The sequence below is a fragment of the Alteribacillus bidgolensis genome (genome assembly GCF_002886255.1).
Taxonomy (GTDB): domain Bacteria; phylum Bacillota; class Bacilli; order Bacillales; family Marinococcaceae; genus Alteribacillus; species Alteribacillus bidgolensis.
Genome location: NZ_KZ614149.1, coordinates 3,318,030 through 3,344,604 on the forward strand (window position 1 = coordinate 3,318,030; position 26,575 = coordinate 3,344,604).

Consider the following 26,575-nt stretch of genomic DNA (forward strand, 5'->3'; position numbering starts at 1 on the left):
TAAGGTATATATTTTTCATACACCGTCAAAAATGAAAATAATACCAAAAACGGAGGGGAACATTATGAGTGGAGGAAAAATAAAACAAATTTTATTATTAACCGATGGCTGCTCTAATCAAGGTGAAGATCCAGCTGCAGTCGCAGCATTTGCAAAGGAAAAAGGAATAACTGTAAATGTGATAGGAATTCTTGAACATGGGGCAGCCCGGGAACATGGAATGAAAGAAGTGGAAGATATATCGATGGCAGGAGGGGGTGTTAGTCAGGTTGTATATGCTAACCAATTATCACAAACCGTACAGATGGTAACTAGACAAGCTATGACTCAAACCCTGCACGGAGTGGTGCACAATGAACTGCGCCATATTTTAGGTGAAGAACAGGAAATGGAAGATCTCCCGCCTGATAAAAGAGGAGAAGTTATGGAGGTGGTGGATGAATTAGGAGAGAATATTAGTTTAGAGGTTTTAATTTTAGTGGACACAAGCGCAAGCATGAAAGCTAAGCTTCCAATGGTGCAAGAGGCTTTGTCTGATCTATCCATCAGTTTGAATTCGAGAACCGGAGGAAATCATTTTTCTTTGTTTTTATTTCCCGGGAAAAGAAAAGAAGTGGAAAAAGTATTAGACTGGACTCCAAAAATTAACTCTCTTACAGGAACATTTAATCGCTTAACTACTGGAGGAGTCACACCTACAGGGCCTGCCTTAAAGGCTGCTTTATACCATTTTGAAAAACGTCAGGATAGAAGGAGTCTGATTGAGTATGGAGAGGAAGACGGTCCATTTGAAGAATCAGGCTTCTAATCTTGCTCCGGGCACAAAATGGCTCGGGAAATGGAACAGAAATCCATACCGCATTGTTAAAAAACTAGGTCATGGAGCAACAGGCTCTGTTTATTTAGTAGAAACAAGAACAGGTCAGGCCGCGGTGAAAATTGGAGAAAATAAAATGTCATTAACTTCGGAAATAAATGTATTAAAGCATTTTTCCAAAGTTAAAGGTAATGTACTAGGGCCTTCTTTATGGGATGTAGATGATATAGAAATTGGAAATGAAACGTATCCTTTTTTTTGTATGGAGTATTTAAAAGGGGAGTCATTATTAGAGTTTACGAAAAAAAAAGGAATAGAATGGGCACCGATACTCATGGTCCAGTTATTAGGAGATCTGGACCGTCTGCACAGAGAGGGGTGGATATTTGGAGATCTAAAACCTGAAAATTTAATTGTAACTGGCCCGCCTGCACGGGTTAGATGGTTTGATGTGGGGGGGACAACAAAAATAGGGAGATCAATCAAAGAATATACAGAATTTTATGATAGAGGATATTGGGGACTTGGTGATCGAAAGGCAGAACCGTCTTATGATTTGTTTTCTGCTGCTATGATATTTATTCAAACTGCTTATCGCGAGCGATTTAATAAACCGTCTGGTAATGAGAATAGTTTAGATTATTTATCAAGACGAATTTCAAACATGACCCCGCTTTCCCCTTATAAAAAAATTCTCCTTCATGCCTTAAAAGGGAAGTATACAGGAGCTCAATGGATGAAAAAAGATGTGATGGCAGCCATTGAAGCTCGTTCATATAAAAGATCGTATAAAGAGAAGCGAGCCCGTTCTGCTCACCCGGTTAATAAGAAAGCAAGAAACGGACCGAATCTAAGAAAAAATAAAAGAAAAAAAGAAAACTCTTCTTCCTATAGAGTAGAAATTATCCTTACAGCCTCTTTTCTCTTTTTATCATCTATTCTATACTTTATGGGACAATGGATGTAAAGTGGGAAAAGTGGGGAGTGCTTCATGGGTAAAGCAGAACAAACAATGGAATGCTGTTTACTTGGCGGCAAACTAATGCTTCGCTACGGAGCTGAAACATATAGAGTAGAGGATACAATGACACGTATGGCTCAATCTGCTGGTATGCTTCATGTTAGCAGTTTTGTAACAACAACCGGTATTTTTCTAGCATTTCGTACAAAAGAAGGCCAAGATCTAATGCAAATGATCCGTGTGCGAGAAAGATATCAGGATTTAAGCAAGGTAACATCTGTGAACCAGGTATCAAGAGAATTTACACACGGTGAGTTAACCATAGAAGATACAATCCATAAACTTATTGAAATTGAAAAAGCCCCTATGAATTACCCTTTGTGGCTGATTTATTTGGCATCGGGTATAGGAGGGGCAGCTTTCTCTTATTTAATAGGGGGAAGCTTATTCGATGTTTTGCCGGCTTTTATTGGTGGATTGATTACAACGGTTTCTTTAGTTTTGTACCAAAAATATTTGAAAGTTAGATTTTTTTCGGAATTTTTGGCGTCTCTAACAGGTGGAATGACAGCTATATTAATGATTCAATCAGGATTTGGCATAAGTATAGATCAAGTGATTATCGGTACACTCATTCCGCTAGTACCCGGTGTTCCGTTGACTAACTCTGTCAGAGATCTCATGTCAGGAGACCTTGTTGCCGGGGTTGCTCGCGGGGCGGAAGCTGGTGTCTCCTCGCTTTCTATAGCTGCAGGAGTTGCTGTCTCTCTTTCTATTCTATATATTTAATGCAAGCTAAGTACTGGAGTGTGCCTAATGATTTGGTTAGAATTATTACTTTGTTTTATCGCTACTGTAGCTTTTGGAATTATATTTAATATTCCGCTCCGTCTTGTGTGGTGGGGCGGGTTTATTGGTGTTATTACTTGGTTTATTTATAGTTTTCTTCCGGATTTTGGGTGGAGTAAAGTTTTCTCGGCCGCAGTTGCAGCGTTTGCCGCTGCTTTTGTATCGCACTGGCTGGCTCGTTTTAGACGTGTTCCAGTAACGACATTTACTATTCCAGGTATTATACCGCTTGTTCCAGGAGAGAGAGCTTATTCTACCATGCTTGCTTTCGTTGAAGAGGATTATTTTAATGGGTTGCAGCAGGGAATAGAAACGTTATTACAAGCAGGTGCCATAGCAGCAGGGTTAGTTTTTGCATTGTCTATTTTTTCTATTGGTAAAGGGGTAGGGCAGCGCTATGAAACAAATCGTTAAACAATGGATAAATGAACGGGAACTTCTAAAGAGTGGCAATAAACTATTAGCCGCTGTTTCTGGAGGCCCGGATTCCATGGCTCTTTTACATTTATTATTGGAATTTCAGCAAGAATGGAAATTGAAAGTCGCGGCTGCACATGTAAATCATGGGTTGAGAGAGGAAACGGCATCTGAAGATGAAAAATTTGTAAGAAATTGGTGCAGGGATAAAGGGGTTCCCTATTTCAGTAAACAGGTTGATGTTAAAGAAGCATTAGAAAAAGAAGGCGGTACCGTACAAGAACAAGCGCGCCGTCTTCGATATAATTACTTAGAGACATTGATGTCGGAATACAAATTAGATGTTTTAGCAACCGGCCACCATGCCGACGATCAAATGGAAACTATGCTTATGAAGCAGGCAACAGGCAGAGCTGTTTTAGGAGAAGCCGGGATAGCATCTTCGCGGCTTTTCGGAGATGGGAAATTAATAAGGCCATTACTTTGTGTAACAAAAGAAGAAATTCTACATTTCTGTCATGAAAACAACATTCCGTTTCGCACAGATGAAAGCAATAGTTCAGATAAATATACTCGGAACAGATTCAGGCAATCTGTGCTTCCATTTCTAAAAAAAGAAAATAAATTAGTCCATCAGCATTTTCAAGATTTTTTAGACTGGGAATCAGAAGAAAGGCATTATATTGAGTCTTTGGCAGAGGAAGAAATTCAACGACTTCTCTTAAACAAGAATGAACATTCCATGACTATTTCTGCAGACGGTTTGATAGCGCTTCCTGTCCCTTTACAAAGAAGAGGGATTCATCTAATATTAAAGTATCTTTGTTATTCAAAGGTTCCTGAATTATCCATTTTACATATTAAACAATTAGTTCATTTGTTACACCAGCAGCACCCCTCCTTTACGTTGGATTGGCCGGGAGGGGTTAAGGTGTCTCGTTCTTACAACTCCTTGCGTTTTACGATCAACAGTGAGGACAAGATGGAAAAAAATAGACCCACTCGTTATTTAAACATTTCCGAAAAGGTTTCTTATGATGATATCACCTTCACTGCGCAAAGGACCAAAAATATTAAGGAATGGGCACAACGAGAAAATGTGTTTATTTGTAAAGAGGAAGAAACAACGTTTCCGCTGATAATCCGTACATGGAAAGCCGGAGATAAAATTCACCCTTTAGGAATGAAGGGAACCAAAAAAGTGAATCGTATCTTTATAGACAAAAAAATCCCACAAGATAAACGAAACACTTGGCCGATTTTAACTGATGCAACAGGAGAGGTCCTTTGGATTCCTTATTTAAAAAGGTCTTCAAGCCATGTGAGAAATCTTGGATTGGAAACAGATTATGTTGCCATACAATGTAAAGGTCTCCCTCAATAGTGATTTTGCTTTCGTATAGACCATGTCAAGGTTTGAAGGGTGAAATTTATGAAGAACTCATGGTAAGATAGGGAACGGACAATATTAGCACCAATGCATGAATAATTAGATTGAAACAACGCTTGGGAGGGTATATAAATCCAGATGCATGATGATATTGAAAAAGTGTTGATCAGCGAAGAGGAATTACAAGAAAAAATCCGTGAAATCGGTAAATATATATCCGAAGAATATGACGGACGTTTTCCGTTAGTTATCGGGGTTCTTAAAGGAGCACTCCCTTTTATGGCCGATGTATCCAAGCGGATTGAAACTCATATTGAGATTGATTTTATGGATGTATCAAGCTATGGTAACAGTACCGTTTCATCTGGAGAAGTTAAAATTATAAAAGACCTGGATACAACAGTAGAAGGTAGAGACATAATAATTTTAGAAGACATTATCGACAGCGGCATTACATTGAACTATCTAGTCAGTTTAATTAAACACAGAGGGGCGAAATCATTAACAATTGTCACTTTGTTAGACAAACCCGACGGCAGGCAAGTAGACCTTGTTCCTGATTTAGCTGGGTTTATTGTGCCGGACGAGTTTGTGGTAGGATACGGGCTGGATTATGCTGAAAAGTACCGCAACCTCCCTTACATTGGTGTTTTAAAGCCTGAAATATACAAGGGGTCATGATTGTGAGAAACAATACAAATATGGTACTATTATTGAAGTTGTCAATGCCCGTGGGAGGAGGTCAGGAATGAACCGGATTTTTCGAAATACTGTTTTTTATTTGCTTTTATTCCTTGTCATTATAGGTATCATTAGTTTCCTGAGTAATGATCAAACGGAAACGAATGAAATGACAACGAATGAATTTTTATCAAAATTACAAAATAACGAAATAAGTTCCGTAACTTTACAGCCGGAAGGGGAAGTATATCTTGTTGAAGGCCAGGAGGTTGGAGACGAAGAAGGAGAGGCCTTCCAGACATATTTACCTATTTCCGAAGAAAATACGCAGACCATAATGACCGCTCAAGGTCCTGATGGAGAAGCTCTTAGTTTAGAAACAGAACCCGCTGAAGAGCCAAGCGCTTGGGTTACTTTCTTTACATCCATCATTCCTTTTGTGATTATTTTCATCTTATTCTTCTTCTTGCTCAGCCAGGCTCAAGGCGGCGGCAGCCGTGTCATGAACTTTGGCAAAAGCAAAGCCAAGCTGTATCAGGAAGACAAAAAGAAAGCCCGCTTTAAAGATGTTGCTGGTGCTGAAGAAGAAAAGCAAGAATTAATAGAAGTGGTTGATTTCTTAAAAGACCCTAGAAAATTCGCTAATATAGGTGCCAGGATTCCAAAAGGGGTACTCCTCGTAGGACCTCCAGGAACAGGTAAAACCTTAATTGCTAGAGCTGTTGCCGGGGAAGCTGGCGTTCCATTTTTCTCGATCAGCGGTTCTGATTTTGTGGAAATGTTTGTAGGTGTCGGTGCTTCCCGTGTACGTGATTTATTTGAAAATGCCAAGAAAAATGCACCATGTATCATTTTTATAGATGAAATAGATGCAGTCGGGAGACAGCGCGGTGCAGGTCTTGGCGGCGGACATGACGAGAGAGAACAAACATTAAACCAGCTGCTCGTTGAAATGGACGGTTTCAGCGCTAATGAAGGAATTATCATTATTGCAGCTACTAACCGTTCTGACGTCTTAGACCCAGCGCTTCTTCGTCCAGGTCGTTTCGACCGTCAAATCATGGTAGGGCGTCCGGATGTGAAGGGAAGAGAAGAAATCCTTCACGTTCATGCTCGAAATAAACCGATGGCAGACGACGTGGATCTTCAAGCTATTGCTCAACGAACACCAGGTTTCTCTGGTGCCGATTTAGAGAATTTATTAAATGAAGCGGCACTTGTAGCAGCTAGAGCCGATATGACCAAATTACGTATGACCCATGTAGAAGAAGCAATTGACCGTGTGATTGCCGGACCAGCCAAGAAGAGCCGTGTTATCTCAGAAAAAGAGAAAAACATTGTTGCTCATCACGAAGCTGGCCACACTGTAGTCGGTGTCAAGCTTAAAAACGCTGATATGGTTCATAAAGTTACGATTGTTCCACGCGGACAGGCAGGCGGTTATGCTGTTATGCTTCCAAAAGAAGACCGCTACTTTATGACTAAACCTGAACTCCTCGATAAGATTGTAGGGCTTTTAGGTGGACGCGTAGCAGAAGAAGTAATGTTTAATGAAGTTAGTACCGGAGCTCATAATGACTTTCAACGTGCAACAGACATCGCTCGTAAAATGGTTACCGAGTACGGGATGAGTGAGAAACTTGGACCGCTACAATTTGGGTCAAGTTCAGGCGGACAGGTTTTCTTAGGCCGCGATATACAAAATGAACAAAATTATAGTGATGCGATTGCACATGAAATTGACAAAGAAGTGCAGCGAATCATTAAAGAATCCTACGATCAATGTAAGCAAATTCTTACAGAATATAAAGATAGGCTTGAGCTTGTAGCGCAAACTTTATTGGAGTTAGAGACTCTCGATGCGCAGCAGATCAAATCATTAGTTGACGACGGAAAGCTTCCTGATGACCACCACTTAAACAAAAGTGATGATGAAGTTGGTGTTTCAAAGGAAAACGGCCCAAATGATGATGTGAAAGTAAATATCCAGTCTAAGTCTAATACGGAGGAACAACCGGAAACGCCGGAAGACGAAACTTCTAAAAAAGAAACCGACGTGACGGAAGGAAAAACGGAACCTGAAAAATTAGGTAATAATAATCCTCCTGCGGATGACGACGATGACCGGAAATAAAAGGCGATGTGAAAAGGGATGCCCTGATAAGGCATCCCTTTTTCAGCTAGATCAAGCTAATTAAGTTATATTTCTAGGTGGGGACAACGTATGATATTAGTTATGGATGTAGGGAATACGAACATAGTGCTAGGGTTATATAAAAAGAAAAAATTGGTTTCCTATTGGCGTTTATCAACGGATCAGAAAAAGACTGAAGATGAATACGGTTTACAGCTGCTAAATCTTCTTCACGTTCAAAAGGTGGAAGCACAAGAAGTAGAAGGTGTTATTATCTCCTCCGTTGTACCACATATTATTTATACGTTTGAACAAATGTGCCGAAAGTATCTTCGTCTTTACCCTATGGTTATTGGGCCTGGCATTAAAACGGGCCTTAATATTCGTTATGACAATCCAAGAGATGTAGGGGCGGATCGAATTGTTAATGCTGTAGCGGCCATTGAGGAGTATGACGGCCCGTTAATAATAGTAGATTTTGGAACCGCAGCCACGTTTTGTTATATTGACCATCACAATCAATATATCGGAGGCGCCATTGCTCCTGGAATGAATGTTGCAGCCGATGCATTATACCAGCAAGCATCTAAACTTCCTCGGATCGAAATTGGGAAACCTGACCATGTTATTGGGAAAAATACAGTACATGCTATGCAGTCAGGCGTTTACTATGGTTATGCCGGACAAGTAGATGGGATTGTGTCCAGAATGAAAGAAGAAGCTAAAGGAAATCCCTTTGTTATAGCAACCGGTGGTTTAGCTGAATTAATAAGCAAAGCTGCCAAGACGATTGACCGTGTTGATCCTTACCTAACCTTGAAAGGCTTGTGTTATATTTATGAGAAAAATAAACCGCATTATAGGAAAGGATGATTAAAAAGTGGAAGATTATCTAATAAAAGCAACAGCTTATGAAGGAAAAATACGGGCTTATGCTGTACGAACAACTTACATGATTAACGAAGCGGTGCGCCGCCATCAAGCCTGGCCGACAGCCTCCGCTGCTTTAGGACGTGCAATGACTGCGGGGTCAATGATGGGTGCGATGCTAAAAGGTGAGGACAAGTTAACTATTAAAATTGAAGGCAGAGGACCAATGGGACCAATTATCGTAGATAGTACGTCCAGCGGTGAGACACGAGGCTACGCTCATAACATGCAAGTGCATTTTGATTTGAATCAACAAGGTAAATTGGATGTGGCTCGTGCTGTAGGTACTGATGGAACTTTATCGGTAGTGAAGGACCTTGGAATGAGAGAACACTTTACCGGAAGCGTACCTATTGTGTCGGGAGAATTGGGGGAAGATTTCACCTATTATTTTGTTTCATCAGAACAGATTCCTTCTTCAGTAGGACTGGGGGTACTCGTAAACCCTGACAATTCGATACTAGCAGCTGGCGGATTCATTATTCAACTGCTGCCAGGGGCTAATGATGAACTGATCGATAAACTTGAAAATCAAATTAATAATATGCCGCCTGTTTCAAAATTAATAGAAAAAGGGAAAAGTCCGGAAGAAATGCTTCATGTTATTTTTGGGGATGATGTAAATATATTGGATCGGCATCCTGTCTCGTTTTCCTGCCAGTGCTCTAAAGAACGTGTAGCTAATGCTTTGATTTCTCTTGGGAGCGAAGAATTACAAGACATGATTGACAAAGACGGCGGAGCTGAAACACAGTGTCACTTTTGCAATGAAAAATATCATTTTTCCGCTGAAGATTTAAAGGAACTTCACCAACAAGCATGGAATATAGAAAATAAAGTGCAATAACTTCTCGATTGATTGACACCTTTATGAAAGGCTGGTACTATAATAACAATAAATCCAATAAAAATACTTGGTATTAACGAGGGGGATCTGATCCATGAAAGTGGCAAATAACATTACAGAACTAATAGGAAATACACCACTGGTAAAATTGAACCGCTTGACAGGTGAAAATGACGCTGATGTATACTTAAAGCTTGAATTTATGAATCCTGGCAGCAGTGTAAAAGATCGTATTGCTCTTGCGATGATTGAAGCGGCGGAACGAGATGGAAAGCTTAAGCCTGGAGACACAATAATTGAACCTACAAGTGGAAACACTGGTATTGGTCTTGCAATGGTTGCAGCAGCAAAAGGATACCGTGCTATTCTTGTAATGCCTGATACAATGAGTATGGAACGCCGTAACCTTCTTCGAGCGTATGGAGCGGAATTGATACTTACTCCAGGGCCAGACGGTATGGGAGGAGCTATCAGCAAAGCGAACGCATTAGCCAAAGAAAACGGCTATTTCGTCCCGCAGCAGTTTGAAAATGAAGCAAATCCTGAAATTCATCGTGAAACGACGGGAAGAGAATTATTGGAGCAAGTTGACGGCCAGATCGATGCATTTGTATCTGGCATTGGTACGGGCGGTACGATTACCGGAGCTGGTAAGCTGCTTAAAGAAAACTTCCCAAATCTCAAAATTATTGCTATCGAGCCGGCAGATTCTCCTGTATTAAGCGGAGGAAATAAAGGGCCGCATAAAATCCAAGGAATTGGTGCAGGGTTTGTTCCCGAGATTTTAGATACGGATATTTATGATGAAGTAGTAACAGCAACAACAGAGCAATCTTTTGAATATGCAAGACGAGCAGCGAAAGAAGAGGGAATTCTCGGTGGAATTTCTTCAGGCGCAGCAATTTATGCTGCTCTGGAAGAAGCTAAAAAACTTGGTAAAGGCAAGAAAGTAGTAGCGGTTATTCCAAGTAATGGAGAACGTTACCTAAGTACCCCTCTATATCAATTTGAAGAAGAATAATTAAAATGAGTAAAAGGCAGAGCTTTTAATGGAGCTCTGCTTTTTTAATTAGAGGATTTTAATAAACAGTACGAACAAAACTACGACATTGAACATAAGGCCTCGGTGACAAGCCGAGTTTTTTTAGAAAGCAGCCTAGTTTTTCTAATGATAAAATGTCTGTTTCGTGATAGGATAAGATCAATTGGAATGTTAATTGCAGGAGGGGAAGTCATGACTGAAGATCTGGCTCCATTACCGGATCATTCAAAATCTTATAAGGTAATGGTGTCTTCATTTAAATATCCAGAGAAAGAATTCTTCTCATCCTATCAAGCGCTAAGTGTGGACAAAAAGCAGCATATATTGTTAGAAAGTGGACAAAGAGGAAGATACAGCATTGCAGGTCTTGTCCCATTTGCGGTGATGAAAGGGAAAAATAACAACCTTTTGATTGAAACCCGTGAAGGGAACATTCGAAAAAGTGGAGAGCCTTTAGAAGAAATGAAAAAATGGCTGAGGCCTTATAAAACAGAATCAAACCCAAACCTCCCAGATTTTCAAGGGGGGATATTAGGCTTTGTCAGCTATGATTATATTCGTTATGTGGAAGAACTGCCGTTAGATACAAGTGATGATCTCAGCACAGATGACTTGTATTTTTTAGCTTTTCAACAGGTATTTATATATGACCATCATAATAAAAAGTTATGGATTATTGTCCATTATGCAAAGGGAGAAGAGGCTAAAGCAAAAGCTGACATCGAGCGGTTAAAAGCTTTGTGGCAGTACCCTCCATATTTTTCTTGGGGACGTTATTTAGAGCAGTATGACTTCTTAAGCTCTGCTAATAGGACTAGATGCCTCGATTCATCTTTTTCGGAACGAACGTTTGCACAGGCAGTAAAGAAAGTTCAAGAATATATACGTTCCGGTGATGTATTTCAAGTAAACTTGTCAGTTAGACAGGCTAAAAAATTGTTAACCCCTCCGTTTCATATTTATGAAAAACTAAGGGAATTAAATCCTTCACCTTACATGGGGTATATGCATACGCCTGATTTTCAGCTTGTCAGCGGTTCACCGGAACTTCTCGTTAAAAAAAGAGGTGACGAAGCATCTACAAGACCAATTGCTGGCACCAGACCGCGCGGGGAGACAGCAGAACAAGATGAAGGTTACGAACAAGAGTTAATAGCAACAGAAAAAGAACGGGCAGAGCATGTAATGTTAGTGGATCTTGAAAGAAATGACCTTGGCAAAGTATGTAAGTACGGTACTGTGTCCGTAGATGAACTAATGGTAATTGAACGTTATTCCCATGTCATGCATATTGTTTCCAATGTAAAAGGAAAACTTGCCGATGATGTAGATGAATATGATATGATAAAAGCAGCGTTTCCAGGAGGCACAATTACTGGTGCTCCGAAAATTCGGACCATGGAAATCATTGAAGAGTTAGAACGTGTCAGGCGCGGCGTCTATACAGGCTCCATTGGCTGGATTGGTTTTAATGGAGACATGGAATTAAATATTGCCATCCGCACTATGATTGCTAAAGACGGTATGGCATACGTACAGGCAGGTGCTGGCATTGTTATTGATTCGAGTCCAGAAGCAGAGTACCAGGAATCGTTAAAAAAAGCGAGAGCACTATGGAAAGCGCAAGAGATTAGTGAAGAAGAGATGGCTGTAAAGCAGAGCCGAGCAGAGGAGGAAAAAGTATATGATTTTAATGATTGATAATTACGACTCGTTTACCTACAATCTTGTTCAATATCTCGGAGAAATGGGTGAAGAGCTTGTTGTCCGAAGAAATGACAAGATAACAATTGAAGAAATAGAAGAACTGTCTCCAGATTTTCTCATGGTGTCACCGGGGCCTTGCAGTCCAGATGAAGCCGGCATCAGTATGGAAGCCATCAAGTACTTTGCTGGTAAAATTCCGGTATTTGGTGTATGCCTGGGCCATCAATCAATCGCTCAGGTATTTGGAGGAAAAGTTATTCGTTCGGACCGGCTGATGCACGGTAAAACGTCTGAAGTGCGCCATAACGAACAATCTGTTTATAAAGGACTGCCTAATCCATTTACAGCAACCCGTTATCATTCATTAATAGTAGAAAAACAATCCCTTCCTGAATGTTTTGAAATTACATCATGGACAGATGAAGGAGAAATAATGGGGATACGTCATCGGTCTCTTCCGGTAGAGGGAGTTCAATTTCATCCTGAGTCTATTATGACAGGAGAAGGGAAAAAACTACTTCGGAATTTTGTAGAAGCACACCGGGAGCAGCAAGGAGTTTAATAAATGTATATTTATATAAACGGGGAAATAAAAGAGGCGGGCGATGCTCGTCTTTCTGTTTTTGAACACGGCTTTATGTATGGTCTTGGCTTGTTTGAAACATTTAGAATATATAATGGCCACCCATTCTTACTGGACGACCACTTCCGAAGAATGGAAAAAGGTCTTTCGTTAATGAATATAGAGTGGAAATATAAACGTAAGGAAGTCATTCAGCAGTTAAATGATCTGCTAGAAGCAAATCAGTGGAAAAATGCGTATGTTCGTTATAATATTTCTGCAGGAACAGGAGAGCTTGGATTGACAACAAAGCCCTATCAATCGCCTGCTATTATTATTTATATGAAGCCCCTTCCAGAGGCTGGAGAAAGTCGATTTTCTGAGAAACAGGGGCAGTTGTTAACGGTGAGAAGAAATTCACCGGAAGCCTCTATGCGTTTAAAGTCCCATCATTACTTTAACAGTATTTTGGGTAAAAGAGAGGCAGGCGATGATTTCTCCATTGAAGGTCTTTTCGTGAATGAACAAGGAGACCTCGCGGAAGGAGTCGTTTCTAACCTTTTTTGGGTAAAGGGTACCACAATATATACCCCATCCGTTCAGACAGGAATCTTAAACGGCGTTACCCGAACCTTTGTGATTAAACTAGCAAGAAAACACTCTTATTATATACGAGAAGGCCGGTTTAAACCTGCTATGCTTTTTGATGCAGATGAAGCATTTATAACGAATTCAATTCAAGAGGTTATACGTCTTAAAGGTGTCGATCGGTACACCTTTAATAACCGTAAAAAAAACAATGGTCATTCTACAGTGGATTTTTTGCATAACGAGTATACTAAATACCGTCAACAATTATGGAATTCAGAAGAGATTTTTGTTGAGGAAAGGAAGAAGGAAAATGAGTAGTACTGCTATTACTTGGGGGCCTTGGACGTTGGATTTTTCTAAAAAAACATACGTGATGGGGATTTTAAATGTTACACCGGACTCTTTTTCTGACGGAGGACGATTTGATAATGTAACAAAAGCTGCAGAAAGAGCACATGAAATGATTGAACAAGGTGCTGATATTATTGATATTGGCGGTGAGTCGACCAGGCCAGGGCATGTCAAAGTGGAAGGCGAAGAAGAAAGAAGACGAGTTCTCCCGATAATAGAAGCTATTGCAAAGACAGTAAATGTCCCCATTTCCATTGATACGTATAAAGCAGAAACAGCAAGACAAGCTATCGAAGCAGGTGCTTCTATCATTAATGACGTCTGGGGTGCGAAAGCAGATCCGGAAATGGCTGATGTAGCAGCAGAGTATGATGTTCCGATTGTTATCATGCATAACCGGGAAGATTTAGGTTATCAAGATTTGATGCCAGATATTTTATCGGATATGAAGGAAAGTATTACGATATGTCAAAATGCCGGAGTAAAAGATAACCGCATTATTTTGGATCCAGGTATCGGTTTTGCCAAATCGTATGAACAAAACCTTGAAGTTATGAGAAGGCTTGAAGAATTTACATCGCTTGGGTATCCTGTATTATTAGGTACGTCAAGAAAATCTATTATTGCGCAAACCCTCAACCTTCCGGCCAATGACAGGATAGAAGGAACAGGTGCAACTGTGAGTCTAGGTATTGAAAGAGGGTGTGATATTGTAAGAGTCCATGATGTGCTTGAAATGAGCAGGACGGTAAAAATGATGGATGCCATGCTAGGTAAAGGTAAGGTGAAAACAATTGGATAAAATTTATCTAAAAGGCATGGAATTTTATGCTTATCATGGTGTGTTTCCTGAAGAAAATAAGCTAGGCCAACGTTTTCAAGTAGACCTTATCATGGAAGCGGATTTATCGGAAGCGGCTGCACAAGATGATCTTAAAAAAAGTGTCAACTATGCGGAGGCCCATCAAGCAGTGAAAGAAATAGTAGAAGGACAAACCTATGATTTAGTCGAATCAGTAGCTGAGTCCATTTCTGCTAATATTTTAAAACAATTTCCTATCGTATCAGAAGTTACAGTCAAAGTAATCAAACCAGACCCTCCCATACCTGGACATTACGAGTACGTAGCGATTGAAATAACGAGGAAAAGAACATGAAAAACCGAGTTTATCTAGCCCTTGGCTCTAATATAGGAGATCGATTTCATTATTTACAAAGAGCAGTAGAAAAATTAAACGAGAAAAAAGAAATAGAAGTTACCCAGCTGTCATCTATTTATGAAACAGAACCTGTAGGTGTCACTGAACAAGCAGCTTTTTTAAATATGGCGGTAGAGATGTACACCTCTTTAAAACCGGAAAGCTTATTAAAGACAACACAGTGGATAGAGCAAGAATTGAATCGTGTAAAAATAAAACGTTGGGGTCCTCGCACAATAGACCTTGACATTTTATTCTTCAATGATGAAAATATTAGAATGGACGATTTATCTATACCACACCCGCGGTTGGAAGAAAGAGCATTTGTTCTTATTCCTTTAAATGAAATAGCTTCATCTATTGTGGAGCCAACTAATCATAAAAACATCTATGAACTTGCCGAAAATCTATCTATTAAAGAAAAAGAAGGTGTCCGTATATGGAAGAACTGCTCTGGGCCAGCAGGATTCGGGCTTTTCGGAAGTTGAAAGGATATACACAGGAAAGCCTTGCCGATAAGATGGGGGTTTCTGTTTCTATTTTTGGACAGGTAGAGCGAGGCAGTCGTATTCCGGATGATAAATTTTTAGAAAATGTAGTGGAGGCATTAGGTATTACAAAAGAAGAACTCCATTCAGGATAACAGTATAGGAGGTGGAAAAAATGTTAAAAATCGGCGATATAGAAATGAAAAACCAGGTGGTGCTTGCGCCAATGGCAGGAGTGTGTAATCCAGCTTTCCGTTTGATAGCAAAAGAGTTTGGAGCAGGGCTTGTTTGTGCCGAAATGGTCAGTGATAAAGCCATTGTAAACAAAAATGAAAAATCGCTCCAAATGCTTTACGTCGATGAACGGGAGAAGCCTTTAAGCCTGCAGATTTTTGGCGGTGATAAAGAAACGATGGCAGAAGCTGCCAGGGTTGTTGATCAGCAAACGAATGCTGATATTATAGATATTAATATGGGATGTCCGGTACCGAAGATTACAAAATGTGATGCCGGAGCAAAGTGGCTTCTTAACCCTGACAAAATATATGAAATGGTCTCTGTAGCAGTGCAAGCTGTAGACAAACCAGTAACAGTCAAAATGAGAATGGGTTGGGATGATGAGAATATTTTGGCGGTTGAGAATGCAAAGGCAATTGAAGCAGCTGGAGGAAAGGCTGTTGCTGTTCATGGGCGTACTCGCCTGCAAATGTATGAAGGCGCTGCTGACTGGGATATATTGAAAGAAGTAAAAGAATCGGTAGACATTCCTGTTATTGGAAATGGGGATGTGAAAACGCCTCAAGACGCTAAACGTATGCTCGAAACCACTGGTGTGGATGGTGTTATGATTGGAAGAGCTGCACTTGGAAACCCTTGGATGCTGTATCGTACTATCCATTACCTAGAAACGGGAGAACCGGCAGCAGATCCTTCGCCTCATGAAAAAATTGACGTCTGCATGGTTCACATGGATAGATTGATCCAATTAAAGGGAGAAGTTGTCGCTGTCCGAGAAATGCGAAAACATGCTGCGTGGTATTTAAAAGGACTGCGAGGAAATAAAAAAGTCCGGGATCAAATTAATCAGCTAAATACGCGTGATGAAGTAGCAGCTGCTTTATATAACTTTGTCGATGAATTGGAAGCGGCACAGAAGGAAAAAGCGTCGGCAGTATAGTTTTTTACTAACAACAACGGGACTGCCCCTTTTGCGACTGAAGGGTCAGTCCCTTTACATGGGAGATAAGCGGATATCTACCGTGAGAAAGTAACAGCTTAATATTATAAGGGGTGGATACACTTGAGTCAGGAACAGGAATATAACGACCAAATAGAGGTTCGTAGAGAAAAACTTCTAGCTCTTCAAGAAGAAGGGAAAGATCCGTTCGGTCAGCGTTTTGACAGATCACATACAGCTTCTCTTATGACAGAAGAGTTTCAAGCTTTTAGTAAAGAAGAACTGCAAGAAAAAGAAGTGGAAGTTTCAATTGCAGGAAGAGTGATGACAAAGCGCGGAAAAGGAAAAGCAGGTTTTGCTCATATACAAGATTTAACAGGTCAAATACAAATATATGTAAGAAAAGATCAGGTAGGCGAAGAGGCTTATGAAATTTTCCAAGGTACTGATATTGGTGATTTTGTAGGTCTAAAAGGTACAGCTTTCAAAACAAAAGTAGGTGAACTTTCAGTAAAGGCTTCTGAGTTCGTACTGTTATCTAAATCACTGCGTCCTCTTCCTGATAAGTTTCATGGTTTAAAGGACGTAGAACAACGTTACCGTCAGCGTTATCTTGATTTAATAGTGAACCCTGAAGTACGCGATACTTTTGTGGTCCGCAGTAAAATCCTACAATCGATGCGGCGTTACTTAGATGGAAAAGGATATTTGGAAGTAGAAACGCCAATGCTTCACGCTATTCCAGGAGGAGCTGCTGCTCGTCCATTTATTACCCATCACAATGCCCTAGATATGGAGTTGTATATTCGTATAGCGATTGAACTGCATCTGAAACGGTTAATTGTCGGCGGGATGGAGAAAGTTTATGAAATCGGCCGTGTTTTCCGAAATGAAGGAATTTCGACCCGTCATAATCCTGAGTTCACCATGATGGAACTTTATGAAGCTTATTCAGATTATAAAGACGTAATGGTTTTAACAGAGAATTTAATCGCTCATATATCTCAAGAAGTGCTTGGTACAACTGCTATAACGTATGGAGAGCATGAAGTGGATTTAACCCCTGCGTGGCGCCGCGTGCATATGGTGGATGCAATTAAAGAAGAAGTTGGGGTTGATTTTTGGCAGGATATGAGCGATGAAGAGGCAAGGTCTCTTGCTAAAGAATATCGAGTACCAGTGAAAGAAACAATGCCTTTTGGACATGTTGTTAATGAATTTTTCGAGCATTTTGTCGAAGAAAAATTAATACAGCCGACTTTTGTATATGGACATCCGGTTGCTATATCACCACTTGCAAAAAAGAATGCGGAAGATCCTCGTTTCACTGATCGATTTGAATTATTTATAGTTGGAAGAGAACACGCAAATGCTTTCACAGAGCTTAATGACCCAATTGATCAACGTCAGCGCTTTGAAGCACAAGTCCAAGAAAGAGAACAGGGCGATGATGAAGCTCACATGATGGATACAGATTATTTGGAGGCAATGGAATACGGTCTTCCTCCTACTGGTGGTCTTGGAATTGGGATTGACCGCTTAGTTATGCTCTTAACTAATTCGGCATCCATACGTGATGTGTTATTATTTCCGCAAATGCGTAAACAATCCAATGAATAAATTTCTAGTGATACTGGCCCGTTTACGGGCCGGTTTTTTGCACTGTTACATAGTATTAAATGTTATGTTGTGAATAACCGAAACGAGGTATCCATCTTACATTACGTGACGGTCTTAACCAAACTTCGTTTTTTCAGGGCGTTTTCTAAGACGACTTCCTTTAATAAACGACCAGCCCATTTTTTAGGAGATATTATTTTAAAAGCCCTGTCCTTTTCCTCTAATAGGGGAATAGAAATAAATTTTTATTTATAAATTTAAATTTAAGGGTTGCATAAAATATGATAGGCTGATATATTATTATTTGTCGCTGAAAAGACAGCGCGAAATTGATTAAAAAAAGAAACAAAAAAACATATTGACACTGCATTGCGCAGGTGTTAATATAAAAAAGTCGCCAATTGAGGCGAACGAAATTGTCCTTTGAAAATTGAATGAAAGTCAAGCGTCTGTTAATTTCTTTAATTGTTATGTAAGATACAGCTTGTATCAGACGAACCAATTTATTGGAGAGTTTGATCCTGGCTCAGGACGAACGCTGGCGGCGTGCCTAATACATGCAAGTCGAGCGCGGGAAGCAGGCAGATCCCTTCGGGGTGACGCATGTGGAACGAGCGGCGGACGGGTGAGTAACACGTGGGCAACCTGCCTTGCAGACTGGGATAACCCCGGGAAACCGGGGCTAATACCGGATGATCAACCAAATCGCATGATTTGATTGTAAAAGTAGGGACTTGTTCCTTACACTGCAAGATGGGCCCGCGGCGCATTAGCTAGTTGGTGAGGTAAGAGCTTACCAAGGCAACGATGCGTAGCCGACCTGAGAGGGTGATCGGCCACACTGGGACTGAGACACGGCCCAGACTCCTACGGGAGGCAGCAGTAGGGAATCATCCGCAATGGGCGAAAGCCTGACGGTGCAACGCCGCGTGAGTGAAGAAGGTTTTCGGATCGTAAAGCTCTGTTATCTGGGAAGAACAAGTACCGGTCGAATAGGCCGGTACCTTGACGGTACCCGATCAGAAAGCCCCGGCTAACTACGTGCCAGCAGCCGCGGTAATACGTAGGGGGCAAGCGTTGTCCGGAATTATTGGGCGTAAAGGGCGCGCAGGCGGTTTCCTAAGTCTGATGTGAAAGCCCACGGCTCAACCGTGGAGGGTCATTGGAAACTGGGGAACTTGAGTACAGGAGAGGAGAGCGGAATTCCACGTGTAGCGGTGAAATGCGTAGAGATGTGGAGGAACACCAGTGGCGAAGGCGGCTCTCTGGCCTGTAACTGACGCTGAGGCGCGAAAGCGTGGGGAGCGAACAGGATTAGATACCCTGGTAGTCCACGCCGTAAACGTTGAGTGCTAGGTGTTAGGGGTTTCGACGCCCTTAGTGCCGCAGCAAACGCATTAAGCACTCCGCCTGGGGAGTACGACCGCAAGGTTGAAACTCAAAGGAATTGACGGGGGCCCGCACAAGCGGTGGAGCATGTGGTTTAATTCGACGCAACGCGAAGAACCTTACCAGGTCTTGACATCTTCTGCCACTTCCAGAGATGGAAGGTTCCCCTTCGGGGGACAGAATGACAGGTGGTGCATGGTTGTCGTCAGCTCGTGTCGTGAGATGTTGGGTTAAGTCCCGCAACGAGCGCAACCCTTAACCTTAGTTGCCAGCATTCAGTTGGGCACTCTAGGGTGACTGCCGGTGACAAACCGGAGGAAGGTGGGGATGACGTCAAATCATCATGCCCCTTATGACCTGGGCTACACACGTGCTACAATGGATGGTACAGAGGGACGCGAAGCCGCGAGGTGAAGCGAATCTCAAAAAGCCATTCTCAGTTCGGATTGCAGGCTGCAACTCGCCTGCATGAAGCCGGAATCGCTAGTAATCGCGGATCAGCATGCCGCGGTGAATACGTTCCCGGGCCTTGTACACACCGCCCGTCACACCACGAGAGCTTGCAACACCCGAAGTCGGTGAGGTAACCCTATGGGAGCCAGCCGCCGAAGGTGGGGCAGGTGATTGGGGTGAAGTCGTAACAAGGTATCCCTACCGGAAGGTGGGGATGGATCACCTCCTTTCTACGGAGTATTTTCCGAGTCGAGCTCCGCTGGATCTCATGATCCAGGGAGCGGACGCTGTGACTTTCATTCAATTTTGAGAGGGTAACTTCACATCGGTATAAGTTAAGTGATGGGCCTGTAGCTCAGTTGGTCAGAGCGCACGCCTGATAAGCGTGAGGTCGGTGGTTCAAGTCCACTCAGGCCCACCATCATCTCTCGAAATACATGGGGCCTTAGCTCAGCTGGGAGAGCGCCTGCCTTGCACGCAGGAGGTCAGCGGTTCGATCCCGCTAGGCTCCACCATAATTAATCTAAATTGTTCTTTGAAAACTGGATAACGAATGCAAGAGCCAAAGAATACACCGGAGTTTCATCAAGGTGGTCAGTACATGACCATGATTGTGAGACTTTCGAGGCGTGTTTTAGAATGATACAACTACCTTTGTAAGGTTAAGCTAGAAAGGGCGCACGGTGAATGCCTTGGCACTAGGAGCCGAAGAAGGACGCGACGAACGGCGAAACGCCCCGTGAAGCTGTAAGTAAGCTTTGATCCGGGGATATCCGAATGGGGAAACCCACCATCCATAATGGGATGGTATCCGCACCTGAATCTATAGGGTGTGAGAAGGCAGACCCGGGGAACTGAAACATCTTAGTACCCGGAGGAAGAGAAAGCAAATGCGATTTCCTGAGTAGCGGCGAGCGAAACGGAATCAGCCCAAACCAGGGTGCTTGCACCCTGGGGTTGTAGGACACTCCATCGGAGTTACCAAGAAACAGCGTAGGCGAAGCGGCCTGGAACGGCCCGCGAGACACGGTAAGAGCCCGGTAGTCGAAACGCTGTTTCCTCCGGAGTGGATCCTGAGTACGGCGGGGCACGGGAAACCCCGCCGGAATCCGGGAGGACCATCTCCCAAGGCTAAATACTCCCTAGTGACCGATAGCGAACCAGTACCGTGAGGGAAAGGTGAAAAGCACCCCGGAAGGGGAGTGAAAGAGATCCTGAAACCGTGTGCCTACAAGTAGTCGAAGCCCGTTTATGGGTGACGGCGTGCCTTTTGTATAATGAACCGGCGAGTTGCGATCGTATGCAAGGTTAAGCGGAAGACGCGGAGCCGAAGCGAAAGCGAGTCTGAACAGGGCGTACAGTATGCGGTCGCAGACCCGAAACCGTGTGATCTACCCATGTCCAGGGTGAAGGCAGGGTAACACCTGCTGGAGGCCCGAACCCACGCAAGTTGAAAATTGCGGGGATGAGGTGTGGGTAGTGGTGAAATGCCAATCGAACTCGGAGATAGCTGGTTCTCCCCGAAATAGCTTTAGGGCTAGCCTCGGATAAAAGAGTCCTGGAGGTAGAGCACTGATTGGACTAGGGGTCCCTACAGGATTACCGAATTCAGTCAAACTCCGAATGCCAGCGACTTGTTATCCGGGAGTCAGACTGCGAGTGCTAAGATCCGTAGTCGAGAGGGAAACAGCCCAGACCACCAGCTAAGGTCCCTAAGTATACGTTAAGTGGAAAAGGATGTGGAGTTGCTTAGACAACTAGGATGTTGGCTTAGAAGCAGCCATCATTGAAAGAGTGCGTAATAGCTCACTAGTCGAGTGACTCTGCGCCGAAAATGTACCGGGGCTAAACGTATCACCGAAGCTGTGGATGCACACCATCGGGTGTGCGTGGTAGGGGAGCGTTCAAAGGGCGGAGAAGCCGGATCGTGAGGACCGGTGGAGCGCTTTGAAGTGAGAATGCCGGTATGAGTAACGAAAAGAAGGGTGAGAATCCCTTCCGTCGAAAACCCAAGGTTTCCTGAGGAAGGTTCGTCCGCTCAGGGTTAGTCGGGCCCTAAGCCGAGGCCGAAAGGCGTAGGCGATGGAAAACAGGTTGAAATTCCTGTACCACCTCCTTCCCGTTTGAGTGACGGGGGGACGCAGGAAGGTAGGGTAAGCGCGCTGCTGGAATAGCGCGTCCAAACCGTAAGGCCGATGAACAGGCAAATCCGTTCATCATTAGGCGAAGCGGTGATGGCGAGGGAAATAATAGTACCGAAGTTCCTGATCCTACACTGCCAAGAAAAGCCTCTAGCAAGGGAAGAGGTGCCCGTACCGCAAACCGACACAGGTAGGTGGGATGAGAATTCTAAGACGCTCGGGAGAACTCTCGTTAAGGAACTCGGCAAAATGACCCCGTAACTTCGGGAGAAGGGGTGCTCTCTAGGGTGAATAGCCTTGGAGAGCCGCAGTGAATAGGCCCAAGCGACTGTTTATCAAAAACACAGGTCTCTGCGAAGCCGCAAGGCGAAGTATAGGGGCTGACACCTGCCCGGTGCTGGAAGGTTAAGAGGAGGGGTTATCCCTTTTGGGAGAAGCTCCGAATTGAAGCCCCAGTAAACGGCGGCCGTAACTATAACGGTCCTAAGGTAGCGAAATTCCTTGTCGGGTAAGTTCCGACCCGCACGAAAGGTGCAACGACTTGGGCACTGTCTCAACGAGAGACCCGGTGAAATTATAATACCTGTGAAGATGCAGGTTACCCGCGACAGGACGGAAAGACCCCATGGAGCTTTACTGCAGCTTGATATTGGATTTTGGTACAGCTTGTACAGGATAGGTAGGAGCCTTGGAAACCGGACCGCCAGGTTCGGTGAAGGCGTCGGTGGGATACTACCCTCGCTGTACGGAAATTCTAACCTCGGACCGTAACCCGGTCCAGGGACAGTGTCAGGTAGGCAGTTTGACTGGGGCGGTCGCCTCCCAAACAGTAACGGAGGCGCCCAAAGGTTCCCTCAGAATGGTTGGAAATCATTCGCAGAGTGCAAAGGCAAAAGGGAGCTTGACTGCGAGACCTACAAGTCGAGCAGGGACGAAAGTCGGGCTTAGTGATCCGGCGGTACCGTATGGAAGGGCCGTCGCTCAACGGATAAAAGCTACCCTGGGGATAACAGGCTTATCTCCCCCAAGAGTCCACATCGACGGGGAGGTTTGGCACCTCGATGTCGGCTCGTCGCATCCTGGGGCTGAAGTAGGTCCCAAGGGTTGGGCTGTTCGCCCATTAAAGCGGCACGCGAGCTGGGTTCAGAACGTCGTGAGACAGTTCGGTCCCTATCCGTCGCGGGCGCAGGAAATTTGAGAGGAGCTGTCCTTAGTACGAGAGGACCGGGATGGACACACCGCTGGTGTACCAGTTGTTCCGCCAGGAGCATGGCTGGGTAGCTACGTGTGGACGGGATAAGTGCTGAAAGCATCTAAGCATGAAGCCCCCCTCAAGATGAGATTTCCCATAGCGCCAAGCTAGTAAGACCCCTTGCAGATGACAAGGTTGATAGGTCTGAGGTGGAAGCGTGGTGACACGTGGAGCTGACAGATACTAATCGGTCGAGGGCTTATCCACAACAAAGGTAAGCGCCTCGTAGAACGGCTCAAATATTCGTTATGCAGTTTTGAGGGAGCAATTCCCTATCAAGAAAAGGATCGTTGAGATGTTGTCTCCTAAGACGATGATCAAACGATTCCATCCAAAGTCTGGTGACGATAGCGAAGAGGTTCCACCCGTTCCCATGCCGAACACGGAAGTTAAGCTCTTCAGCGCCGATGATAATGAAGGGGCAACCCTTTGTGAAAGTAGGACGCTGCCAGGCATATAGAGGAGGGTTAGCTCAGCTGGGAGAGCACCTGCCTTACAAGCAGGGGGTCGGCGGTTCGATCCCGTCACCCTCCACCATAATATGTGCCGGTCTAGCTCAATTGGTAGAGCAACTGACTTGTAATCAGTAGGTTGGGGGTTCAAGTCCTCTGGCCGGCACCATCTTGTCTTTTTTTGTTTTAGAGAGGTTTTTAAAACAAACTTAACTTTTTAGGAGCCATTAGCTCAGTTGGTAGAGCATCTGACTTTTAATCAGAGGGTCGGAGGTTCGAATCCTCCATGGCTCACCATTTTCAATTATGCGGAAGTAGTTCAGTGGTAGAACACCACCTTGCCAAGGTGGGGGTCGCGGGTTCGAATCCCGTCTTCCGCTCCACTTTTATGCGCCCGTAGCTCAATTGGATAGAGCGTCTGACTACGGATCAGAAGGTTAGGGGTTCGACTCCTCTCGGGCGCGCCATATTTATATATTAATAGGATGCACTCGACGTATTGTATCCAAATAGATGCAATACGGGAAGTAGCTCAGCTTGGCAGAGCACTTGGTTTGGGACCAAGGGGTCGCAGGTTCGAATCCTGTCTTCCCGACCACTTACTTCAAGGGGCCTTAGCTCAGCTGGGAGAGCGCCTGCCTTGCACGCAGGAGGTCAGCGGTTCGACCCCGCTAGGCTCCACCAAAAAAATCATAAAAAGTTGTTGACATCATTTTGGTAACTTGTTATGATATTACTTGTCGCTTTGAAAGAGAGCGCTAAGTTGTCCTTTGAAAATTGAATGAAAGTCAAGCGTCTGTTAATTTCTTTAATTGTTATGTAAGATACAGCTTGTATCAGACGAACCAATTTATTGGAGAGTTTGATCCTGGCTCAGGACGAACGCTGGCGGCGTGCCTAATACATGCAAGTCGAGCGCGGGAAGCAAGCAGATCCCTTCGGGGTGACGCATGTGGAACGAGCGGCGGACGGGTGAGTAACACGTGGGCAACCTGCCTTGCAGACTGGGATAACCCCGGGAAACCGGGGCTAATACCGGATGATCAGCCAAATCGCATGATTTGATTGTAAAAGTAGGGACTTGTTCCTTACACTGCAAGATGGGCCCGCGGCGCATTAGCTAGTTGGTGAGGTAAGAGCTTACCAAGGCAACGATGCGTAGCCGACCTGAGAGGGTGATCGGCCACACTGGGACTGAGACACGGCCCAGACTCCTACGGGAGGCAGCAGTAGGGAATCATCCGCAATGGGCGAAAGCCTGACGGTGCAACGCCGCGTGAGTGAAGAAGGTTTTCGGATCGTAAAGCTCTGTTATCTGGGAAGAACAAGTACCGGTCGAATAGGCCGGTACCTTGACGGTACCCGATCAGAAAGCCCCGGCTAACTACGTGCCAGCAGCCGCGGTAATACGTAGGGGGCAAGCGTTGTCCGGAATTATTGGGCGTAAAGGGCGCGCAGGCGGTTTCCTAAGTCTGATGTGAAAGCCCACGGCTCAACCGTGGAGGGTCATTGGAAACTGGGGAACTTGAGTACAGGAGAGGAGAGCGGAATTCCACGTGTAGCGGTGAAATGCGTAGAGATGTGGAGGAACACCAGTGGCGAAGGCGGCTCTCTGGCCTGTAACTGACGCTGAGGCGCGAAAGCGTGGGGAGCGAACAGGATTAGATACCCTGGTAGTCCACGCCGTAAACGTTGAGTGCTAGGTGTTAGGGGTTTCGACGCCCTTAGTGCCGCAGCAAACGCATTAAGCACTCCGCCTGGGGAGTACGACCGCAAGGTTGAAACTCAAAGGAATTGACGGGGGCCCGCACAAGCGGTGGAGCATGTGGTTTAATTCGACGCAACGCGAAGAACCTTACCAGGTCTTGACATCTTCTGCCACTTCCAGAGATGGAAGGTTCCCCTTCGGGGGACAGAATGACAGGTGGTGCATGGTTGTCGTCAGCTCGTGTCGTGAGATGTTGGGTTAAGTCCCGCAACGAGCGCAACCCTTAACCTTAGTTGCCAGCATTCAGTTGGGCACTCTAGGGTGACTGCCGGTGACAAACCGGAGGAAGGTGGGGATGACGTCAAATCATCATGCCCCTTATGACCTGGGCTACACACGTGCTACAATGGATGGTACAGAGGGACGCGAAGCCGCGAGGTGAAGCGAATCTCAAAAAGCCATTCTCAGTTCGGATTGCAGGCTGCAACTCGCCTGCATGAAGCCGGAATCGCTAGTAATCGCGGATCAGCATGCCGCGGTGAATACGTTCCCGGGCCTTGTACACACCGCCCGTCACACCACGAGAGCTTGCAACACCCGAAGTCGGTGAGGTAACCCTATGGGAGCCAGCCGCCGAAGGTGGGGCAGGTGATTGGGGTGAAGTCGTAACAAGGTATCCCTACCGGAAGGTGGGGATGGATCACCTCCTTTCTACGGAGTATTTTCCGAGTCGAGCTCCGCTGGATCTCATGATCCAGGGAGCGGACGCTGTGACTTTCATTCAATTTTGAGAGGGTAACTTCACATCGGTATAAGTTAAGTGATGGGCCTGTAGCTCAGTTGGTCAGAGCGCACGCCTGATAAGCGTGAGGTCGGTGGTTCAAGTCCACTCAGGCCCACCATCATCTCTCGAAATACATGGGGCCTTAGCTCAGCTGGGAGAGCGCCTGCCTTGCACGCAGGAGGTCAGCGGTTCGATCCCGCTAGGCTCCACCATAATTAATCTAAATTGTTCTTTGAAAACTGGATAACGAATGCAAGAGCCAAAGAATACACCGGAGTTTCATCAAGGTGGTCAGTACATGACCATGATTGTGAGACTTTCGAGGCGTGTTTTAGAATGATACAACTACCTTTGTAAGGTTAAGCTAGAAAGGGCGCACGGTGAATGCCTTGGCACTAGGAGCCGAAGAAGGACGCGACGAACGGCGAAACGCCCCGTGAAGCTGTAAGTAAGCTTTGATCCGGGGATATCCGAATGGGGAAACCCACCATCCATAATGGGATGGTATCCGCACCTGAATCTATAGGGTGTGAGAAGGCAGACCCGGGGAACTGAAACATCTTAGTACCCGGAGGAAGAGAAAGCAAATGCGATTTCCTGAGTAGCGGCGAGCGAAACGGAATCAGCCCAAAC

General features: G+C 44.4%; 19 protein-coding genes, 11 tRNA genes, 4 rRNA genes and 1 other annotated feature (1 of these 35 running past the window's edge). All 34 genes read left to right on the plus strand.

Translation table 11 applies throughout. The features are described 5' to 3' along the window. The first annotated feature begins 64 nt into the window (after positions 1–64). The 34 genes from CEF16_RS16360 (at position 65) to CEF16_RS16525 (ending at position 26,154) form a co-directional block, all read left to right on the plus strand. The gene (locus tag CEF16_RS16360) at positions 65–808 is read left to right on the plus strand and encodes a VWA domain-containing protein (RefSeq protein ID WP_091587494.1); all 744 of its coding nucleotides are present in this window, start codon (positions 65–67) and stop codon (positions 806–808) included. Then, positions 768–1,784: a protein kinase domain-containing protein gene (locus CEF16_RS16365; protein WP_091587492.1), complete on the plus strand. Its 1,017-nt coding sequence runs from the start codon at positions 768–770 to the stop codon at positions 1,782–1,784. The genes CEF16_RS16360 and CEF16_RS16365 overlap by 41 nt, the downstream gene beginning before the upstream one ends. 24 nt (positions 1,785–1,808) lie before the next feature. Beyond that, positions 1,809–2,567: a threonine/serine exporter family protein gene (locus CEF16_RS16370; protein WP_091587490.1), complete on the plus strand. Its 759-nt coding sequence runs from the start codon at positions 1,809–1,811 to the stop codon at positions 2,565–2,567. 27 nt (positions 2,568–2,594) lie between these two features. Then, positions 2,595–3,041 carry a threonine/serine exporter family protein gene (locus CEF16_RS16375; protein WP_342750485.1) on the plus strand — a complete coding sequence of 149 codons (447 nt, stop codon included), beginning with the start codon at positions 2,595–2,597 and terminating at the stop codon, positions 3,039–3,041. Further along, on the plus strand, positions 3,025–4,428 hold the full coding sequence (tilS, locus tag CEF16_RS16380; protein WP_091587489.1) for a tRNA lysidine(34) synthetase TilS: 1,404 nt from the start codon (positions 3,025–3,027) through the stop codon (positions 4,426–4,428). Before CEF16_RS16375 ends, tilS begins: the two co-directional genes overlap by 17 nt. Before the next feature lie 144 nt (positions 4,429–4,572). Further along, positions 4,573–5,115 (plus strand): hypoxanthine phosphoribosyltransferase, encoded by a 543-nt coding sequence (gene hpt, locus CEF16_RS16385; RefSeq protein ID WP_091587487.1) that lies wholly within the window; start codon positions 4,573–4,575, stop codon positions 5,113–5,115. Between the two features lie 67 nt (positions 5,116–5,182). Then, positions 5,183–7,249 (plus strand): ATP-dependent zinc metalloprotease FtsH, encoded by a 2,067-nt coding sequence (ftsH, locus tag CEF16_RS16390; RefSeq protein ID WP_091587485.1) that lies wholly within the window; start codon positions 5,183–5,185, stop codon positions 7,247–7,249. Positions 7,250–7,339: 90 nt separating this feature from the next. Continuing rightward, on the plus strand, positions 7,340–8,122 hold the full coding sequence (locus tag CEF16_RS16395) for a type III pantothenate kinase (protein WP_091587484.1): 783 nt from the start codon (positions 7,340–7,342) through the stop codon (positions 8,120–8,122). Between the two features lie 7 nt (positions 8,123–8,129). Then, positions 8,130–9,026 carry an Hsp33 family molecular chaperone HslO gene (hslO, locus tag CEF16_RS16400; RefSeq protein ID WP_091587482.1) on the plus strand — a complete coding sequence of 299 codons (897 nt, stop codon included), beginning with the start codon at positions 8,130–8,132 and terminating at the stop codon, positions 9,024–9,026. Positions 9,027–9,120: 94 nt separating this feature from the next. Continuing rightward, on the plus strand, positions 9,121–10,047 hold the full coding sequence (gene cysK, locus CEF16_RS16405; protein WP_091587481.1) for a cysteine synthase A: 927 nt from the start codon (positions 9,121–9,123) through the stop codon (positions 10,045–10,047). Positions 10,048–10,260: 213 nt separating this feature from the next. Then, positions 10,261–11,769, plus strand: coding sequence for an anthranilate synthase component I family protein (locus tag CEF16_RS16410; RefSeq protein WP_091587479.1), 1,509 nt, complete (start codon positions 10,261–10,263; stop codon positions 11,767–11,769). Beyond that, entirely contained in the window at positions 11,753–12,337 is a 585-nt protein-coding gene (gene pabA, locus CEF16_RS16415; RefSeq protein WP_091587478.1) for an aminodeoxychorismate/anthranilate synthase component II, read from the plus strand. Before CEF16_RS16410 ends, pabA begins: the two co-directional genes overlap by 17 nt. Before the next feature lie 3 nt (positions 12,338–12,340). After that, entirely contained in the window at positions 12,341–13,246 is a 906-nt protein-coding gene (gene pabC, locus CEF16_RS16420) for an aminodeoxychorismate lyase (RefSeq protein ID WP_091587476.1), read from the plus strand. Continuing rightward, a complete protein-coding gene (gene folP, locus CEF16_RS16425) occupies positions 13,239–14,081 on the plus strand; it encodes a dihydropteroate synthase (RefSeq protein WP_091587474.1) in 843 nt (280 codons plus the stop codon). The genes pabC and folP overlap by 8 nt, the downstream gene beginning before the upstream one ends. Beyond that, positions 14,074–14,436: a dihydroneopterin aldolase gene (gene folB, locus CEF16_RS16430; protein WP_091587473.1), complete on the plus strand. Its 363-nt coding sequence runs from the start codon at positions 14,074–14,076 to the stop codon at positions 14,434–14,436. Before folP ends, folB begins: the two co-directional genes overlap by 8 nt. Further along, positions 14,433–14,966, plus strand: a complete 534-nt coding sequence (folK, locus tag CEF16_RS16435) for a 2-amino-4-hydroxy-6-hydroxymethyldihydropteridine diphosphokinase (protein WP_091587471.1) — start codon at positions 14,433–14,435, stop codon at positions 14,964–14,966. Before folB ends, folK begins: the two co-directional genes overlap by 4 nt. Further along, on the plus strand, positions 14,918–15,121 hold the full coding sequence (locus CEF16_RS16440; RefSeq protein ID WP_091587469.1) for a helix-turn-helix domain-containing protein: 204 nt from the start codon (positions 14,918–14,920) through the stop codon (positions 15,119–15,121). The genes folK and CEF16_RS16440 overlap by 49 nt, the downstream gene beginning before the upstream one ends. Before the next feature lie 20 nt (positions 15,122–15,141). Then, positions 15,142–16,143: a tRNA dihydrouridine synthase DusB gene (dusB, locus tag CEF16_RS16445; RefSeq protein ID WP_091587468.1), complete on the plus strand. Its 1,002-nt coding sequence runs from the start codon at positions 15,142–15,144 to the stop codon at positions 16,141–16,143. 123 nt (positions 16,144–16,266) lie between these two features. Next, a complete protein-coding gene (gene lysS / locus CEF16_RS16450) occupies positions 16,267–17,763 on the plus strand; it encodes a lysine--tRNA ligase (RefSeq protein WP_091587466.1) in 1,497 nt (498 codons plus the stop codon). Positions 17,764–18,266: 503 nt separating this feature from the next. Continuing rightward, a 16S ribosomal RNA gene (locus CEF16_RS16455) occupies positions 18,267–19,835 on the plus strand. 114 nt (positions 19,836–19,949) lie between these two features. Next, positions 19,950–20,026, plus strand: a tRNA-Ile gene (locus CEF16_RS16460). A gap of 18 nt (positions 20,027–20,044) precedes the next feature. Further along, positions 20,045–20,120, plus strand: a tRNA-Ala gene (locus tag CEF16_RS16465). A gap of 145 nt (positions 20,121–20,265) precedes the next feature. Further along, positions 20,266–23,205 (plus strand): 23S ribosomal RNA (locus CEF16_RS16470). Between the two features lie 130 nt (positions 23,206–23,335). Beyond that, positions 23,336–23,452: ribosomal RNA gene (rrf, locus tag CEF16_RS16475) — 5S ribosomal RNA — on the plus strand. A 7-nt stretch (positions 23,453–23,459) separates the two neighbouring features. Next, positions 23,460–23,535, plus strand: a tRNA-Val gene (locus CEF16_RS16480). An 8-nt stretch (positions 23,536–23,543) separates the two neighbouring features. Then, positions 23,544–23,619: transfer RNA gene (locus CEF16_RS16485), tRNA-Thr, on the plus strand. A gap of 52 nt (positions 23,620–23,671) precedes the next feature. Then, positions 23,672–23,747 (plus strand) — tRNA-Lys (locus tag CEF16_RS16490). Positions 23,748–23,758: 11 nt separating this feature from the next. Beyond that, a tRNA-Gly gene (locus CEF16_RS16495) sits at positions 23,759–23,833 on the plus strand. Between the two features lie 7 nt (positions 23,834–23,840). Then, positions 23,841–23,917 (plus strand) — tRNA-Arg (locus tag CEF16_RS16500). 54 nt (positions 23,918–23,971) lie between these two features. Next, positions 23,972–24,048: transfer RNA gene (locus tag CEF16_RS16505), tRNA-Pro, on the plus strand. A 10-nt stretch (positions 24,049–24,058) separates the two neighbouring features. Further along, positions 24,059–24,134, plus strand: a tRNA-Ala gene (locus tag CEF16_RS16510). A gap of 166 nt (positions 24,135–24,300) precedes the next feature. Next, positions 24,301–25,869, plus strand: a 16S ribosomal RNA gene (locus CEF16_RS16515). The 16S, 23S and 5S rRNA genes sit together here with 11 tRNA genes alongside, the layout of an rRNA operon. A gap of 114 nt (positions 25,870–25,983) precedes the next feature. After that, a tRNA-Ile gene (locus CEF16_RS16520) sits at positions 25,984–26,060 on the plus strand. Positions 26,061–26,078: 18 nt separating this feature from the next. Then, a tRNA-Ala gene (locus CEF16_RS16525) sits at positions 26,079–26,154 on the plus strand. A gap of 145 nt (positions 26,155–26,299) precedes the next feature. Continuing rightward, positions 26,300–26,575 (plus strand) — a sequence feature (mutual gap in cmsearch alignment for this rRNA model is longer than 100); it runs 2,671 nt beyond the window's last position.